A 13,571-nucleotide genomic window follows, 5' to 3' on the forward strand; every position below is an offset into this window, starting at 1 on the left:
TGCACTCGCGCGTGCATTCTATGCGGCGTCTGCCGCAGGGCTTTTCCAGTAGCGTCCTGTGTTCTGCGTATCTTCGTCTAGTGCAATTCAGTGATGGAGGTATCGACGTGAAATCGTTTCATGATTCTGTTTTCGCCTACTCCTTTCATGACCACCCTGCGTCGGCGGTGATGACGAGATCATCTTCGTCTGGCGTCATCCGAAAGTCTTCGGTCGTCGCACAGACCGTTCTCGGAGATCGCCTGAAGGCGTTCCTGCGCCGGCTCCATCCGAGCAAGACGGCGATGAATGTCGCGGCGGATACCGGATGCAGCGCTGCGCAGGTCGAGAAATGGCTCGAGGCCGGGACTCTGCCGAACTGCGTCGCGATGATGCGTCTCATCGCGGCTTACGGCCCCGAATTTCTCGCTGCGATGTTTGAGGCGCCGCCGGCATGGATCGTCGCTGCCTGCGTCGCCGAGCGTGGGGCTCGCATAGATTCAGAAATCGCGCAGCGAGAGCGCGAAATCGACGACCTGAAATCACAGGCGCGCCGAGGCGCAATCGAAGGGCGATGACAATGGAACGCGACGGCAATTCGAGAATCGCGTGGGCGGTCGTTTCGTGGGTGTTGGATAACCTTTCGCTAGCGTTGGTCTATCCGGCTGGGGTGATGACCTGGGCGGCGCAGCGTCTGCGCGTCGCTGCCGGCTATGCGAGCCGAAAGGCGTTCCCGTGATGGCGAAATTCAGCTCTGAATATCAGGCCGGCTTTGCCGCGGGTCTCCGCCTCGCGATCGGCATTGCTGGCAATGCCGCAGAGCGTATGGCCAATGCTGCCGAGACCCGCCGTTCTGAGGGCGCCGTGTGCGTGCTGGTTGCGTTCGCTGAGGTGTTGGCAATCGAGATCGGCGCGGCGCAACCGGAAAGCGCAATTACCACAGCGCCGGCCGTCGCACCGCGATTGAGCGCTGCGGAGTCGCGCCGGGAAGCGAAGCTCAAAGGTTACGAAGGCGACCCCTGCCCGGACTGCGGCGCCATGACGATGGTTCGGAACGGGACCTGTTTGAAATGCGAGACATGCGGCGCGACGACTGGCTGCAGTTGACGCTCCGCAGCGCGGCGATGCGCCGGATCAGGTCCAGCGTCCCGGCGCATCGCTTCCAATTCCCTCCCAGGGGACTGCCCGAGCCGCGGGGCAAGCGCGGCGATCCGTTCGATGTAGGCACTTCCCCGGCGCCATCGCGGCGTCGGGGCCTTTTCGGGAAGGCCGAGCATGGCGACAGCGGGACAAAATTCCATCGATCCAACAACCGTGAAGCGCTTCCTCGGTGAGGCGATGCGCGTCTACGAAAAGTTAGACGCGCAGAAGATCGCGAACATGAACGAGTGCCGCCAAATCCGCGCGCCGCTCAAAGACATCAAGAAGGCGGCGAAAAACGCCGGGCTGCCGAAGGCGGCGTTCAACTCCCTGATAAAATCGGAACTGGCGAAGCGGACCTATGACCGCGCGGTCGAGAACGCAACGCCTGAGGACGACGAAGACGTCGAGGCATGGGAGCAGATGCGCGCCATCGCCAATGAAGGCGACCTCTTCGACGCGGCCGTGAAAGCCAATGCGCCGACCGGCGACGATGAGACCGACCTCCGACCCCGCCATTTGCGTGACCAGGAAGCCGAGCGCCTTCGCGAGAACGGCGAGCGCGTGATGATGGGGATCAAGAAGCTGGACGAGAAGGCCGCTGTTATTGGCCTGCCCGGCGCCGACGCCACGGAAGCCTGAGGGAGCCGCGCTCATGAAGTGGTTTCAGCCTGAAGATTGGCTCGATTGGGCGATCCTCGTCGTCCTCTGCGTCGGCGCCGCGGCGGCCTCCCACAATCTACGTTCCGACATTCCCGTTATCACGATCATTGGAGGCTGAGCGCATGGCGAAGCAAACGACGACGAGCGCGGAGCTGGATGATTTCGGCATCGGCGATATCGTCCGGCTCAACTGCTCGACGCTGCGTCTGTCCGTCGACAAGATCGACCCGGAGAACCCGGCCGGCGCGATCGAGTGCATCTGGTTCGACGACAGCGATACGCTGCAAAGCGCAGCGTTCCATCCCCAGCAGCTCGTAATTGTGGTGAAGGTGGCCTGACGATGCGCGCGCTCGCCCTCGACCTCGCGACGGAGACAGGATTCGTCAACGCCATCGCCGGCGAGCGCAACCCGCGTTGCGGCTCCTGGAAGCTGAAACGTCCCGGTGACGAGGCGGCGCGAGCATATCGAAAGCTTGGGCAATTCCTTCGCGATGAAATGGTCCTCGAGCGCCCTGAGATCGTCTTCATCGAAGCGCCGGTGAACATCGGAGCCTTCCTGGAGCGCGATGATCAAGCGCCAAAGGGCGCTCGCTTCAAGACGTCGTCCGAGACGATCTCGATGCTGCATGGCCTAGTCGCGATCGTCCATTCGATCTGCGGCGGCTGCTACGGTATCCGCTGCGTCCAGGCGAACGTGCAGTCGGTCAGGAAGCATTTTTTGGGCGCCGCACGCCCGCAAGACCCGAAGAATGCCGTCCTAGATCGCTGTCACGCGCTCGGATATTTGCCGCGTGAGAACAAAAACCACAATATCGGTGACGCGCTGGCGCTCTGGGACTATGGCTGCGCGACGCATTGCGGAGCGGCGCCGGCAGACCTCCACCTCTTCGGCGAAGGGGTGCAAGGATGAATGCGCCACCTCGCCTTTCTCCCGAACAACGCCGTCAGGTAGCTACCGAGCTTGCGGGCGGCGTGGACGCGCGCGAGCTCGCACGCAAGTTCGGCGTGTCCTGGTCGACTATCTATTCCATCGGCCGAGCATTCAATGGCCACAGGATTGCTCCGCGCCGCAACCCCGCAGCTCCGCATGGTCGCGGGCAGGATAGAGAGGCGCAGCCGCGTGCTGTTGAGCCTGTCGCGCCGGAGTCCATGCCAGCCGTCAGACAGCAGTCGCCCTTGGTGGGTCCAGGCTTCGTCCAGCCATCGCTCAATAATCTGATCATCATCGATGCGCGCGAAGGGCTCTGCCCGGACGAAATATGCGCTCGGCGGAACTGCAACCGTTCCCGTGTCGACGACGTTCTCCGGCGAGCCTGCAAATTCGAATTCATCGCCCCAGTGATCGCACAGCGTCTCAATCTCGCGAGGTCGAGATGAGCGAATGGCCATTCGGCGACGACATAATGCCGTTTCAATGGGACGTCGTGGTCATGGACGCGCCAACTCCATTCGAGACACGATCGGCGAAGGGGCAAGAAAAGTCTCCCCAAGCGCAATACGACTGCATGACGCTCGGGGAAATTTGCGCCATGCCGGTCGGCGATCTGCTCGCGCCAGGAGGCGTTCTGATTTTCTGGACGACATGGCCATTGGCGGCAAAGGGATTCCATGTCGAGGCGATGACCCGCTACGGAGTTCCGCCCGTTACCGGAGGCGCCTGGGTGAAGAGAACCGCCACCGGCAAACTTCGCTGGGGCCCGGGCTACGTCCTTCGATCCGTCTGCGAGCCCTACTTCGTCGGACGCCTTCCAGGCGCCGACATGCCCGGATCTCCGCGGACGATCAATCTCGTCGAAAGCCTCCATGAACACGGCTCGATCGATGGTCTTGCGAGGGAGCATTCGCGCAAGCCCGAGGAATTCTATCAGATGGTCGAAGCGCTTTCGCCGGATGCGCGCCGGTTGGATGTTTTTTCGCGGCAATCCCGCCCCGGCTGGGCGACCTGGGGGAAAGAGGCGGACAAGTTCGACGGAGGTCAGGCTGCATGACCGCGCAAGGCGCCGCCAACGATCCGCTCGTCCTGAACTGGCGCGTGAAATCGCTCCTCGCCGAAAATGAGAGCCTGCGCGCGAAGGTCGATAAGCTCGAATGCGAGCTGTCGGGAGCGCGTGGCGGCAACGACGAGGAAGCCACAGTTCTCCCGAGCCTTCCTTTGCAGGCCAAGCAGCGGCGGGTTCTCGCGTTTCTGCTTCGTCGATCTCCAAACTTCGTGACGAAGAGCCGGCTTCTAACGGCGTGTTGGGACGAGCCCGACGCTGTGTCCGGAAGCGTCATGGAGCCACAAATCTACCATCTGCGGAAAGCCTTGCGACGGCTCGGTGTCGTGATCGAGTCTCGCCGCTTCGAGGGCTATCGCCTCCCCGCAGAAAGCGCGGCGCGTCTGCGCGAATTGATGGAGCGCAGCGAGGCTTCCGATGAGCGATAGCAAGCCGAAGCTCTATGCCTACGACGATTTCATCGACGAGCTGATGCGCGTCGCGGATGACGCGCAGAATTGCGTCTATCGCCTCGGTCAGGATCGCAGCAATCGGATCGATGTAATCGATCGACTGGTGATCCTAATGGACATCGGCAAAGACAAAATCATTCCTGCGTTTCGTGACGCCATGAAGAAGCTCGATGGAGGCCGCCATTGAAGCGTCCAAGACGCCACCGCTATTCATTCAGCGACATCATCCGCGCAGCCTATCTCGCCGGATCAGGCGCCTCGGCGCCGGAAATCGCCGAATCCCTCAGACACAATCTCACGGCAAACGGAGTCCGCGGCTTGCTATTCCGTCATGGATTGCGATTGGCCCCGAAGATGAGCACGCAAACGGCTTTTGTCGCGGTGGTGTCTCGGGAGGCCATGACGGAGATCGAGCGCATCGCAGAACCATTCGGCGCCGATCCTCATTTTGTCGCCGCGCGTTTGCTGGAGCGAGCCGCCAGAGAAAGCGTGATTTTGAGCGAGATCGTGAAGGAGAACGCCGAGCCATGAGCAACATTACGCATCTCGGAATTATCGCGGGCGGTCGGTCCCTGCTCTCGACGGTCGTATTCGATAATCGAAACGACCGAGCTGAGCGCGCGTCCTGGTCGGAAGCCGGGAAGCTATTGCGCGACTGGCGCGCCGTACGGTCGGAACAGCAGCTCGAGATCGTCCCGCTCTCGCGCCGCTCCTATAACGGGTGGGAGGCCGCGGGGAGATGAGCGAGAACAGCAAAATTGAATGGTGTGATGCGACCGTGAATTTCTGGTGGGGTTGCACGAAGGTCAGCGCCGCGTGCGACCATTGCTACGCCGAGACATGGGCGAAGCGGTTCGGCGGGGAACTTTGGGGCGTCGGGGCGCCGCGCAGAAAGATCAAAGGCGCTCGCGCGCTGTTGCATCGTCTCGACAATGATTATGCCGAATGGGCGGCAGACCATGAATGCGGTCTGCTTCCGCCGTTGAGCGGCATTCGCCGTCGCGTGTTCTGCATGTCGATGGGAGACCTCTTCGACAAAGAGGCACCACTCGAATGGTTTGTAGAGGCATGGCGCACTATCGTCACCTGTAACCGCGTCGATATCATCATCGTGACAAAGCGCCTTTCGATGATCGAGAAGCGCCTTTCGGAAGCCGGGTTCGAAGGCTGGCCGAAGCACGCATGGCTTCTGACGAGCGTTCACGATCAAGCGAGCGCGGAACGGGAAGCACACAGGCTATTGCAACTGAAAATGAAGTTCGAGATTCCGATTGTCGGCTTCTCAGCGGAGCCGCTGCTCGGGCCGATCGATTTGACGACAATCAAATTTTGGTCGCCATGCAATATTCCAGAATATGGCGGGGAAGGTCATGAATTATTGCCGGCTCTGCGGCCAGCTTGGCGCAAAGGGGGCGGACCTGGACTCGACCTCGTCATTGCCGGCGGAGAGAGTGGCCCCGGCGCGCGGGATAATGGTTACGAAGCGAACGCCCGTAGCTTGCTCGCGCAATGTCGGGAGGCTGGCGTCGCCTTCTTCGGCAAGCAGAACGTCGGGAAGAGACCTCTCCCAGAGGATTTGCTCGTCAGAGAATTCCCGGAGGTGCGCCTATGACCGACCGCGACGATTTTGTCGAGCGCGCGAAGAGCGCCGATCCTCTCCCGGTCGCGCAGCGACTTGGCGCGCAATTGAAGAAGGCCGGCGCCGCAGAATGGGCCGGGCCGTGCCCGTCATGCGGCGGAACAGACCGATTCAGCGTCAACATCAAAGAACGGGTTTTCAATTGCAGGGGCTTCGGCGGCGGCGACGTCATCGCCATGGCGGCGCATATCAAGGGGTTCGATCCGAAAGCCGACTTCATTCGCGTCTGCGAATACGTCCTCGACGAAGATGCGCCGGGGCAATCCGAGCCCCACCGTGAGCCAGATCCTTTGATCGACAAAGAGCGCCGGGACGAGCGGAGAGATGCGGCAATTGTCGAGGAACGGAAAGAGGCGGCGTCTCTGCTTCGTGCGATCGAGAACGCGACCGCGCTGTTCGAGCGCGGGGAACTATTCGGCCAGCAGTTCGATGTCCGCCCGCTCGAGGGAACCCTCGGCGAGGATTATTTCGACGCCCGCGGAATCCCGCGGCGGATCATTCTGGCGGCGAGTGATTTGCGCTTTATCCCGAACCTGCCCTATCGCGGATTCTCCGATCGGGATGCTGAAGAGGAAGTCGACCTCGGCTCCTATCACTGCGTCATCGCAGCGCTGCGCGATCGCACGGGCCGCATCCAAGGTGTCCACCGCATCTATTTGGACGCCGGGCGGGGATGCGACGCCTACCGCCCCAGCGGAGAGCCGATCAAGCTGAGGCCGCCAGGCGATCGGAAACGGAACTCGGCGAAGAAAGCCGTCTTTCACGCTGGTGGCGGGCTGATCCTGCTCGGCCCCCTCCCCTTCCACGAAACGATGGCCTGCGCCGAGGGGATCGAAAATGCGATGTCTTGGAAAGCGAAAGCCGATGAAGGCTTGCTCGGTGACGAATTCGCAGGCGCTTCGCTCACAGCGGCCTATAGCCTCGGGAACCTGTGCGGGAGCGCGACGGGGACGCGCCCACATCCGAATCCTCCGCGCGGCCGGCCGAACGCTACGATCATGAACGGGGAGCCGGATATGGGGTCCGCGGCGATCTGGCTCCCGCCGGAGGTGCGCCGCCTCGTCCTAATCGGAGACGCAGACGCGGATGCAGCGAAGATGGCGGCGACTCTCCGCACCGGAGCCGAGCGCTATAGGCGCGGCGGCGTTGACGTCGTCGTTTCGGTTCCGAAGGCGCCGCATGCCTGGGGAGACGGGCGCTCGATTGATTGGAATGATCTTCTGTTGGAACGGGAGAAGGTCGCGGCATGATCACGCATCCTCCCGGCATTTCCCCGATCAAAGGCAGGAAGAGCGTCGCAACGCGCGTCGTCCGCGGGCTCCGCAAGTTCCTCGATTGGCGTGGCCGCGTCGAATGGATCGAAGTGAGGCACGTCGCTTATTCGCTTCATCCGACGAAGGGGTGGCGGAAGGTGGGCGCCTCGGAATGGAGGAAGGCGCGATGAGCGCGACAGCCCTCCCGGTCCCTCGCCAGACGATCGAGGATATCGTGCGGGCGCATGACGAAGCGCTGGCGCTCTATGAGCGCGCCTTCGATGCGATGGAAATCGCACAGGAAGCATTGAAGGCCGCGAACCTCAGGGAACGAGAGGCGACCGCCGGCCAATTGCGCATATTCGGCGGGTCGTCGCAGGTCGAAGAGGCCAAGGACTTCTATGCCGCCCTCGCTCTCCCGGAACGCGGTCGATATCTGCGCACGGCGCGCAAGCTGCTCGCGAACGGGACATGGGCGAACCTCATCAAGATGACGGAACTCGAGCGCCTTATGGACGCGAAGGCGAAGGAAGAGCTTCGCCAGCAAATGGCTTACGTCCCCGATAAGGTCGGCTTTCATGGCCAGATCATCAATCAAGCCGAAATGGACAAAGGCCTTCCACCTATCACGGTCGAGAATGTTTACGCGACGCTTGAGAAATTCCGAGGCGATGCGGGAATGATTTTCTGCCGCGGAATCGCCAACGTCTTTTCTGCGCTGGATCGCAGGTTCAAGTCGCACGACGGCTTCAAGGTCGGCGGCCGCATCATTCTGACTTACGCGTTCGACTCGTGGGGCCATCTCAATTCCGGTTCGATCCGGGACAAGCTTATCGACGTCGAGCGCGTGTTCGCCGTGCTTGACGGCCATCCTGAAGGCTCGTTTCAATCGGCGATCGATGCGCTTGTCGGGCGCCGCGTGCGCGAAGCATCGCAGAGCGAGCACGAGACGCCCTACTTTAAAATCCGCGCGTTCAAAAACGGCAACGCGCATTTGTGGCTTTCTCGCCATGACCTCGTCGAGAAGGTCAATAAGCTGCTCGCCGAATATTATGGCGAGGTCATTGCGGACGGCGCGACCAAGGAAGAGGACCCGCTACAGAACCGCAAGCTGACGCCGGCGCGGCACTTCGGTTTTTTCCCGACGCCACCAGAGGCGGTGGACGAGTTTTTCCGCGGTCGCGGATGCGTCTCCGGCATTCCGATTCTGCGACGCAGAGAAGAGTCTCGACTCCGCATCCTGGAGCCATCGGCCGGGACCGGCAACCTCGCGCGCCGGTGCGTCCACTCGGCTGCAGTGATGGCCGAATGGTCAAATCGCGGGCGGAACTACGTCGACGAATACCGCTTCGACAATCTTGTCGACTGCGTCGAAATCCAGCCGGAGCTCGCCGCAGGCCTCGAGGCCGAGGGGATCTACAATCGCGTCATCCGCGCCGACTTCCTCTCGCTGCGGCCGAACGCGTTCGAGCCCTACGATCTCGTCGTGATGAATCCCCCATTCGATAGAGAAAGGGACCTCGACCACGTCACCCACGCGCTTGGCTTCCTGAAACCGGGAGGCCAACTCTTCGCGATCATTTCGGCAGGAACTGAGTTCCGTGAGACCAGGAAGGCTGTCGCGTTCCGCGCGCTTGTCGAGCGCAACGGCGGTTCGTTCCGCGATCTTCCGCCCGGCTCGTTTCGAGAGAGCGGGACGAATGTCAACACCGTCGTCGTGACGATGCGGAGGAGGATGTCTTGAGCCTGCATGTGCTTTCCTGGGCCTATTCACGCTCGGTCGGGGGCCCGATGTCCAAGATCGTCTTGCTCGCGCTGGCGAATGAGGCGGATGCCTTTGGACTCGTCCCGCGCTCACGCACATTGATCGGTCGATTGGTTGTTGTCACGGAGCTGTCGCGCGCTGACGTGCTCGCCGCGCTCGAGCGCCTGCAGGACGCCGGTGCGATCATCGAAGAACCACGCGGGTTTCAGTTGAAATTCGGGGAAGCGCCATGACGCGCCCACTTGCGCTCGATCTCTATTGTGGGGCCGGCGGCGCGGCAGCGGGGCTCTACCGCGCCGGGTTCGACGTCGAGGGGGTCGATATCAATCCGCAGCCGAACTATCCCATTTGCCGCGGAATTTGGTTTGTCCAACGCGACGCCCTCACGATCGACCCTGACCATCTGCGCAAATTCGCTCTTATATGGGCGTCGCCGCCGTGCCAAGCGCATACAGCGATGAAGAGCATGCACAATGCGAAGCCGCATGAAGACCTCATTCCGGCGACGCGTGCGATGCTGCGCGCCAGCGGCGCGCTCTATGTGATCGAGAACGTCCCAGGAGCTCCACTCGAAGATCCTGTGACGCTCTGCGGGACGATGTTCGGGCTCGGCGTGCCAGGCGCCGAGCTGCGGCGGCATCGCGGCCTCGAGGCGAACTTCACGGTTCCTCGGCTCGAATGCCGTCATGGACTCCAGCCCGCGACGATCGGCCTCTACGGCGGCCATGTCCGAAATCGAAAGCGTCGTGAAGGCTCGCACGCGCGCGGCGTCGCGGATTTCAGCATCGCCGAGGGCTATAGCGCCATGGGGATCGATTGGATGAGCCTGACCGAGCTGTCTGAATCAATTCCGCCAGCCTACGCCGAATACGTGGGGCTCGCCGCGCGCGCTGCGCTTCTCCGGAGCCGCGCCGCATGATGTGGTTCAGGCCTCCCGAAACGATCAAATTCGACCTCTGGAATAAGAGCACGCGCAGGTCTGTCGAGCGCTCTGCCGTCGTGATCCGGCGTCCATCTGGAATGATCAAGCGCGCCAGAGCGCGCGCGAAGGCAGCGCGGCGATCGAAGGCAGTGGCAGAATGAGCAAGAAAGGCCAGAAGAACCGTCGCTTCACGCCTGAAGAAAACGCTCAGCTTATCGCGCTGCGTCTGGAGCATTGCGGGGTCCGCCGCGGCCCGCTCGCGCAAAGACCAGGTGGCCTCGGCGTGATCGCAAAAAAGCTCGGACGCCCCAAAAGCTCTGTCCAAGTGCGACTGCAGATGCTCGCCGAGCGAGACGAGGCGGCGGCAGAATGACGATCGCGCCACCATTTGACGTCCTGCCGCAGCCTCTTTCGCTCGAGGATTTCATCCGCGAGAGCGCGCCTTATCTCGCGCCGCCGCCGTACGTCTCGAAGTTCAAGGCGGTTCGCTGGACGGAGCTCGACCTGCCGGGCCCGGAACACGAATGGCTCGTCAAGGGCGTCATCACGCGCGGCGAGCGGACCATGATGGTCGGCGCCTCGCAGTCCGGGAAGAGCTTTCTCGCGATCGATCTCGCGATGTCGATCGTTCGAGGCGTTTCCTGGTTTGGCGCGAAGGTGCGTCGCGGCGGTGTCGTCTATCAGGCTGGAGAGGGCGGCCGCGGGATCAAAAAGCGTCTCAGGGCCTACCGTCTCGAACATGATCTCGAAACCAACGCCGAGCTCCCTTTCGTTCTTCTTCCGGCACAGGTCGACCTCTATGCCGGCGACGATGCGACGAACGCTCTGATCGCTGAGACCAAGCATTGGGGCGCGACATTCGATTGCCCACTGGAGCTCGTCGTCATCGATACCCTCTCAACGGCGACCCCGGGCGCCGACGAAAACTCGAGCAAGGACGTCGGGCCCGTGCTCGCGCGCTGCGAGCGCATCGCCCAGGAATGCGCCTGCGCCGTCATGCTCGTCCATCATATGAACTCGGGCGGCCAGAAGCCCCGCGGCCATACCTCGATCCTCGCCAACCTCGACTCGGTCCTGAAGGTCGAGAAGCTCGAAGAGATGGACGTCGACCGTCGCGCGATTCGTGAGATCGAGCTGGCAAAGCAGAAAGACGGCGAGAGCGGTCGGAAATGGCGCTTCGTGCTGCCCGCGGTCGAGATCGGCAAGGACGCCGAAGGCGAAGCGCTCACGAGCTGCGTCGTCCGCTTGCCAAATATCGAAGGGGAGCCAGGCGAAACTTCAAAGCCCACCGATGCCGGCCAGAGGCTGACGCCACAGTGTGAGGTCTTCCTCCGGGCGATCTACAAGGCGCTCTCAGAGCACGGCGAGGAAGCGCCGGCCGCGCTCGACTTGCCCGCGGGGACACACGTCGTCCGGTGGAAGCAGCTCGGCGAGGTCTTCGCCGGAATGGCATTCGACGGCGCCGACGAAGACGACCCGAAGAAGCGCGCTAACGCGCTGAGCCAAGCGATGAAGCGGCACGGGGAACGGCTGATGCAGCTCAATATCATCATGCGGGAGAATCCCTTTGTATGGCTCACTGGAAAAAAGGTGCGCGGCTTCGCGCGCCGATCGGACAGCGCCGGCAATACGCGAGGCGAGCGACGGGAAGACCCACCGCCGCCCGTAGCGACCGATGAGCCCATGTTCTGACAGCCCGATTTTATCGGCTGTCATTTTCGCAGATTTGATGCGGGCAGGCTAAGCAATGGCTAGAAAAGGGAAATCAGCGTTGCGCGGTTTTGACGCGTTGGCGCCGCTGTCATCTGACACGGTGAAAATGTCAGAATCCGAGAGCGCCCGTCATTTTGACGAAGACGTGAACGGGCGCTTTTCTGATGCGCGATCGGCGCGCCTGCTCGCCTCTTCGGTCATTCGCACCGCGGAGCTCCAATGGACAGTCGAGCATGTCAGGATCAGGCTCCGGGAGGCCGCCAGGGGATGCGAGCGCCTGGTCCGCCGCGTCGGGCCGGCGGCGATGAAGAGCTTCTGGCCTGATCCAGCGCTCTTTGCGACAGAGGTCGAATTCTCGGATCAGGTGACGGCGCTTCAGGCTGCGAACAAGACGCGGCCGCGCGGGAGCGGAGCGGCTCCGCTCTCGCACATGGGCGCCGGGTCGGACCGAGAAATCTCCCGCATCGAAGAGGCGATCTATTGGCCAATGCGCTATCTCGGCGCGTCCGAGCATGAGCTGCCGCGCAAGGCGTTAGCGCTCTGGAACCTCTGCGAGGCGCGCAATCTCTCTTTCAGCCGCGAATGTCTGACGCTCAGCTGCTCGCGCCGGATGGCGAATTACCGGGTCGACGCCGCGATGCGCATCATTCTCGAGTGCGTGATCAGGGACGGGGTGCGACCGTGAACGCTCGCGCCGCCATCGTCCGAGAGGCCCGCCTCGACGAACGAATGCGCGGGGATCCCCGCGTCGCCGGCGGCGACCTCATGGCGCTTCGGGCCTGCCAATATGCTGCAGCCATCCTCCAAAAGCGCGGGGCGCTTCCGCTCGACGCCGGCGCATTCGAAGCGCGTTGGTCGCCCGAGCTGCGCACGGTGACATTCTGGCGCTCCGGCGCGTTTGCCGCCGCCTATCGCATCCCCGATCGCGTCATGGACTACGACCCGAGCCGGGCGATGGTTTCGATCGGAAAGGATTAACCGAGCATTCCCGCGGCGCAAATTCCGTTCTGACTCACGTCCTGTCACCACAGTCATTCGCTCTTGTCATGTTCGTCACCGCGTTTAGAGCGCCATAATTTCGAAATCTGCCGCGGGAAAAAAGCGGAATTATCGAAGGCCAAAGGATAGCGGCCAAACCCCAGTGAACTCTAGCATCCCGCGGTTCGAGGGCGCGCCCGCACGAACGCAGGCCGCTCCAAAACTCATTGACGGGATTGCACAAAACCCGCAATTCTCGCGTCCGAGATACGGTCACTGCTGTGTTTGACGACTGACATAGCTGGATATGACCGACCACGGCGGGCGCGGAGCGCCCCCGCGGAGAGTTTCGAGCGCCCCAGCAGGCGTCACGGTTCCGAAGCTGGACGCGTAGGGTCCGGAAGCGATCGTCCGGCGCGCTCGTCCCCCTCGCCTGCCCGGCCCGAACCCTCTCGCTCGATGCGCGGGGCTCTGATGTAGGACCGGGCGGGCGGCGCGCGCAGCGCGCACGTTTAGCCAGGGGCGTAAAGCCGTCCCCTAGGACCTCGCTGTTTTTCGGTGTTCAGCGAGCTGCCGAACCCAAGAACCGACGCGCGACGGCGCTCCCATAGGAGGCCAGAAGCGCGAGAATTCGCCCGATGGGCTCCGATATCGGCTGGGGAGTGTAAGGCGCGCCTCATCACGGTGAGCGTGGCCCGGCGAGAGGGCTATCGCGTCGGCCGATTACTTCCATCACGCCGCAGAGATGGCGCGCCTATTGCGCGCCCTTCGCGGCTTCCTCGGCCTGTCTCCTATACCAAGTCGCCCGACTCATCCCCGCTGATTCCCACGGTTTCATTGCTGTAAGCGACTGGCCCCGCCTTTCCAGCTTCGGCCTCCCGCGTCTTCTCGGCTCGTTCGCACTCTGAGCAGACCCCGTCGACGCGGAATGCTCGGGCATGTTCAATGCTGTAAGCGACTGGCCCCGCCTTTCCAGCCTCGGCCTCCCGCGTCTTCTCGGCTCGTTCGCGCTCTGAGCAGACCCCGTCGACGCGGAATGCTCGGGCATGAGCTCTGTCCTAGCGTCCGAA

General features: G+C 62.5%; 21 protein-coding genes. All 21 read left to right on the plus strand.

Annotated features, from left to right (window positions below; genetic code table 11):
* The first annotated feature begins 20 nt into the window (after positions 1 to 20).
* The 21 genes from VIF40_RS17995 (at position 21) to VIF40_RS18090 (ending at position 12,501) form a co-directional block, all read left to right on the plus strand.
* Positions 21 to 557, plus strand: a complete 537-nt coding sequence (locus tag VIF40_RS17995; protein ID WP_331938890.1) for a hypothetical protein — start codon at positions 21 to 23, stop codon at positions 555 to 557.
* 2 nt (positions 558 to 559) lie between these two features.
* Complete coding sequence (locus VIF40_RS18000; RefSeq protein ID WP_331938891.1) at positions 560 to 718, plus strand: hypothetical protein; 159 nt, start codon at positions 560 to 562, stop codon at positions 716 to 718.
* The gene (locus tag VIF40_RS18005; protein WP_331938960.1) at positions 718 to 1,086 is read left to right on the plus strand and encodes a hypothetical protein; all 369 of its coding nucleotides are present in this window, start codon (positions 718 to 720) and stop codon (positions 1,084 to 1,086) included. The genes VIF40_RS18000 and VIF40_RS18005 overlap by 1 nt, the downstream gene beginning before the upstream one ends.
* A 168-nt stretch (positions 1,087 to 1,254) precedes the next feature.
* A complete protein-coding gene (locus VIF40_RS18010; RefSeq protein WP_331938892.1) occupies positions 1,255 to 1,761 on the plus strand; it encodes a hypothetical protein in 507 nt (168 codons plus the stop codon).
* Between the two features lie 13 nt (positions 1,762 to 1,774).
* Positions 1,775 to 1,900 carry a hypothetical protein gene (locus VIF40_RS18015; protein ID WP_331938893.1) on the plus strand — a complete coding sequence of 42 codons (126 nt, stop codon included), beginning with the start codon at positions 1,775 to 1,777 and terminating at the stop codon, positions 1,898 to 1,900.
* Between the two features lie 4 nt (positions 1,901 to 1,904).
* Complete coding sequence (locus tag VIF40_RS18020; RefSeq protein ID WP_331938894.1) at positions 1,905 to 2,120, plus strand: hypothetical protein; 216 nt, start codon at positions 1,905 to 1,907, stop codon at positions 2,118 to 2,120.
* A 2-nt stretch (positions 2,121 to 2,122) separates the two neighbouring features.
* Positions 2,123 to 2,692: a hypothetical protein gene (locus VIF40_RS18025; RefSeq protein ID WP_331938895.1), complete on the plus strand. Its 570-nt coding sequence runs from the start codon at positions 2,123 to 2,125 to the stop codon at positions 2,690 to 2,692.
* Entirely contained in the window at positions 2,689 to 3,159 is a 471-nt protein-coding gene (locus tag VIF40_RS21555) for a helix-turn-helix domain-containing protein (protein WP_414684832.1), read from the plus strand. Before VIF40_RS18025 ends, VIF40_RS21555 begins: the two co-directional genes overlap by 4 nt.
* Positions 3,156 to 3,770, plus strand: coding sequence for an MT-A70 family methyltransferase (locus tag VIF40_RS18030; RefSeq protein WP_331938896.1), 615 nt, complete (start codon positions 3,156 to 3,158; stop codon positions 3,768 to 3,770). Before VIF40_RS21555 ends, VIF40_RS18030 begins: the two co-directional genes overlap by 4 nt.
* On the plus strand, positions 3,767 to 4,207 hold the full coding sequence (locus VIF40_RS18035) for a helix-turn-helix domain-containing protein (RefSeq protein WP_331938897.1): 441 nt from the start codon (positions 3,767 to 3,769) through the stop codon (positions 4,205 to 4,207). The genes VIF40_RS18030 and VIF40_RS18035 overlap by 4 nt, the downstream gene beginning before the upstream one ends.
* Positions 4,197 to 4,418 carry a hypothetical protein gene (locus VIF40_RS18040; RefSeq protein WP_331938898.1) on the plus strand — a complete coding sequence of 74 codons (222 nt, stop codon included), beginning with the start codon at positions 4,197 to 4,199 and terminating at the stop codon, positions 4,416 to 4,418. Before VIF40_RS18035 ends, VIF40_RS18040 begins: the two co-directional genes overlap by 11 nt.
* Positions 4,419 to 4,585: 167 nt before the next feature.
* Positions 4,586 to 4,762, plus strand: coding sequence for a hypothetical protein (locus VIF40_RS18045; RefSeq protein ID WP_331938899.1), 177 nt, complete (start codon positions 4,586 to 4,588; stop codon positions 4,760 to 4,762).
* A 208-nt stretch (positions 4,763 to 4,970) separates the two neighbouring features.
* Positions 4,971 to 5,843, plus strand: a complete 873-nt coding sequence (locus VIF40_RS18050) for a DUF5131 family protein (protein ID WP_331938900.1) — start codon at positions 4,971 to 4,973, stop codon at positions 5,841 to 5,843.
* The gene (locus VIF40_RS18055) at positions 5,840 to 7,120 is read left to right on the plus strand and encodes a DUF7146 domain-containing protein (protein WP_331938901.1); all 1,281 of its coding nucleotides are present in this window, start codon (positions 5,840 to 5,842) and stop codon (positions 7,118 to 7,120) included. Before VIF40_RS18050 ends, VIF40_RS18055 begins: the two co-directional genes overlap by 4 nt.
* A gap of 190 nt (positions 7,121 to 7,310) precedes the next feature.
* Complete coding sequence (locus VIF40_RS18060) at positions 7,311 to 8,867, plus strand: DUF4942 domain-containing protein (protein WP_331938902.1); 1,557 nt, start codon at positions 7,311 to 7,313, stop codon at positions 8,865 to 8,867.
* Positions 8,864 to 9,121, plus strand: a complete 258-nt coding sequence (locus VIF40_RS18065) for a hypothetical protein (RefSeq protein WP_331938903.1) — start codon at positions 8,864 to 8,866, stop codon at positions 9,119 to 9,121. The genes VIF40_RS18060 and VIF40_RS18065 overlap by 4 nt, the downstream gene beginning before the upstream one ends.
* Positions 9,118 to 9,807, plus strand: coding sequence for a hypothetical protein (locus tag VIF40_RS18070; RefSeq protein WP_331938904.1), 690 nt, complete (start codon positions 9,118 to 9,120; stop codon positions 9,805 to 9,807). The genes VIF40_RS18065 and VIF40_RS18070 overlap by 4 nt, the downstream gene beginning before the upstream one ends.
* A 160-nt stretch (positions 9,808 to 9,967) precedes the next feature.
* Positions 9,968 to 10,183 carry a hypothetical protein gene (locus tag VIF40_RS18075; protein WP_331938905.1) on the plus strand — a complete coding sequence of 72 codons (216 nt, stop codon included), beginning with the start codon at positions 9,968 to 9,970 and terminating at the stop codon, positions 10,181 to 10,183.
* Positions 10,180 to 11,502: an AAA family ATPase gene (locus VIF40_RS18080; RefSeq protein ID WP_331938906.1), complete on the plus strand. Its 1,323-nt coding sequence runs from the start codon at positions 10,180 to 10,182 to the stop codon at positions 11,500 to 11,502. The genes VIF40_RS18075 and VIF40_RS18080 overlap by 4 nt, the downstream gene beginning before the upstream one ends.
* A 166-nt stretch (positions 11,503 to 11,668) precedes the next feature.
* Positions 11,669 to 12,208 carry a hypothetical protein gene (locus tag VIF40_RS18085; RefSeq protein ID WP_331938907.1) on the plus strand — a complete coding sequence of 180 codons (540 nt, stop codon included), beginning with the start codon at positions 11,669 to 11,671 and terminating at the stop codon, positions 12,206 to 12,208.
* Positions 12,209 to 12,252: 44 nt separating this feature from the next.
* Positions 12,253 to 12,501 (plus strand): hypothetical protein, encoded by a 249-nt coding sequence (locus VIF40_RS18090; RefSeq protein WP_331938908.1) that lies wholly within the window; start codon positions 12,253 to 12,255, stop codon positions 12,499 to 12,501.
* Positions 12,502 to 13,571: the final 1,070 nt, after the last annotated feature.

It is taken from the genome of Methylosinus sp. (assembly GCF_036560965.1).
Taxonomy (GTDB): Bacteria; Pseudomonadota; Alphaproteobacteria; order Rhizobiales; family Beijerinckiaceae; genus Methylosinus.

Coding starts and splice junctions, on each gene's coding strand:
- VIF40_RS17995 (WP_331938890.1), top strand. CDS start 21: ATGCGGCGTCTGCCGCAGGGCTTTTCCAGTAGCGTCCTGTGTTCTGCG.
- VIF40_RS18000 (WP_331938891.1), top strand. CDS start 560: ATGGAACGCGACGGCAATTCGAGAATCGCGTGGGCGGTCGTTTCGTGG.
- VIF40_RS18005 (WP_331938960.1), top strand. CDS start 718: ATGGCGAAATTCAGCTCTGAATATCAGGCCGGCTTTGCCGCGGGTCTC.
- VIF40_RS18010 (WP_331938892.1), top strand. CDS start 1,255: ATGGCGACAGCGGGACAAAATTCCATCGATCCAACAACCGTGAAGCGC.
- VIF40_RS18015 (WP_331938893.1), top strand. CDS start 1,775: ATGAAGTGGTTTCAGCCTGAAGATTGGCTCGATTGGGCGATCCTCGTC.
- VIF40_RS18020 (WP_331938894.1), top strand. CDS start 1,905: ATGGCGAAGCAAACGACGACGAGCGCGGAGCTGGATGATTTCGGCATC.
- VIF40_RS18025 (WP_331938895.1), top strand. CDS start 2,123: ATGCGCGCGCTCGCCCTCGACCTCGCGACGGAGACAGGATTCGTCAAC.
- VIF40_RS21555 (WP_414684832.1), top strand. CDS start 2,689: ATGAATGCGCCACCTCGCCTTTCTCCCGAACAACGCCGTCAGGTAGCT.
- VIF40_RS18030 (WP_331938896.1), top strand. CDS start 3,156: ATGAGCGAATGGCCATTCGGCGACGACATAATGCCGTTTCAATGGGAC.
- VIF40_RS18035 (WP_331938897.1), top strand. CDS start 3,767: ATGACCGCGCAAGGCGCCGCCAACGATCCGCTCGTCCTGAACTGGCGC.
- VIF40_RS18040 (WP_331938898.1), top strand. CDS start 4,197: ATGAGCGATAGCAAGCCGAAGCTCTATGCCTACGACGATTTCATCGAC.
- VIF40_RS18045 (WP_331938899.1), top strand. CDS start 4,586: ATGAGCACGCAAACGGCTTTTGTCGCGGTGGTGTCTCGGGAGGCCATG.
- VIF40_RS18050 (WP_331938900.1), top strand. CDS start 4,971: ATGAGCGAGAACAGCAAAATTGAATGGTGTGATGCGACCGTGAATTTC.
- VIF40_RS18055 (WP_331938901.1), top strand. CDS start 5,840: ATGACCGACCGCGACGATTTTGTCGAGCGCGCGAAGAGCGCCGATCCT.
- VIF40_RS18060 (WP_331938902.1), top strand. CDS start 7,311: ATGAGCGCGACAGCCCTCCCGGTCCCTCGCCAGACGATCGAGGATATC.
- VIF40_RS18070 (WP_331938904.1), top strand. CDS start 9,118: ATGACGCGCCCACTTGCGCTCGATCTCTATTGTGGGGCCGGCGGCGCG.
- VIF40_RS18075 (WP_331938905.1), top strand. CDS start 9,968: ATGAGCAAGAAAGGCCAGAAGAACCGTCGCTTCACGCCTGAAGAAAAC.
- VIF40_RS18080 (WP_331938906.1), top strand. CDS start 10,180: ATGACGATCGCGCCACCATTTGACGTCCTGCCGCAGCCTCTTTCGCTC.
- VIF40_RS18090 (WP_331938908.1), top strand. CDS start 12,253: ATGCGCGGGGATCCCCGCGTCGCCGGCGGCGACCTCATGGCGCTTCGG.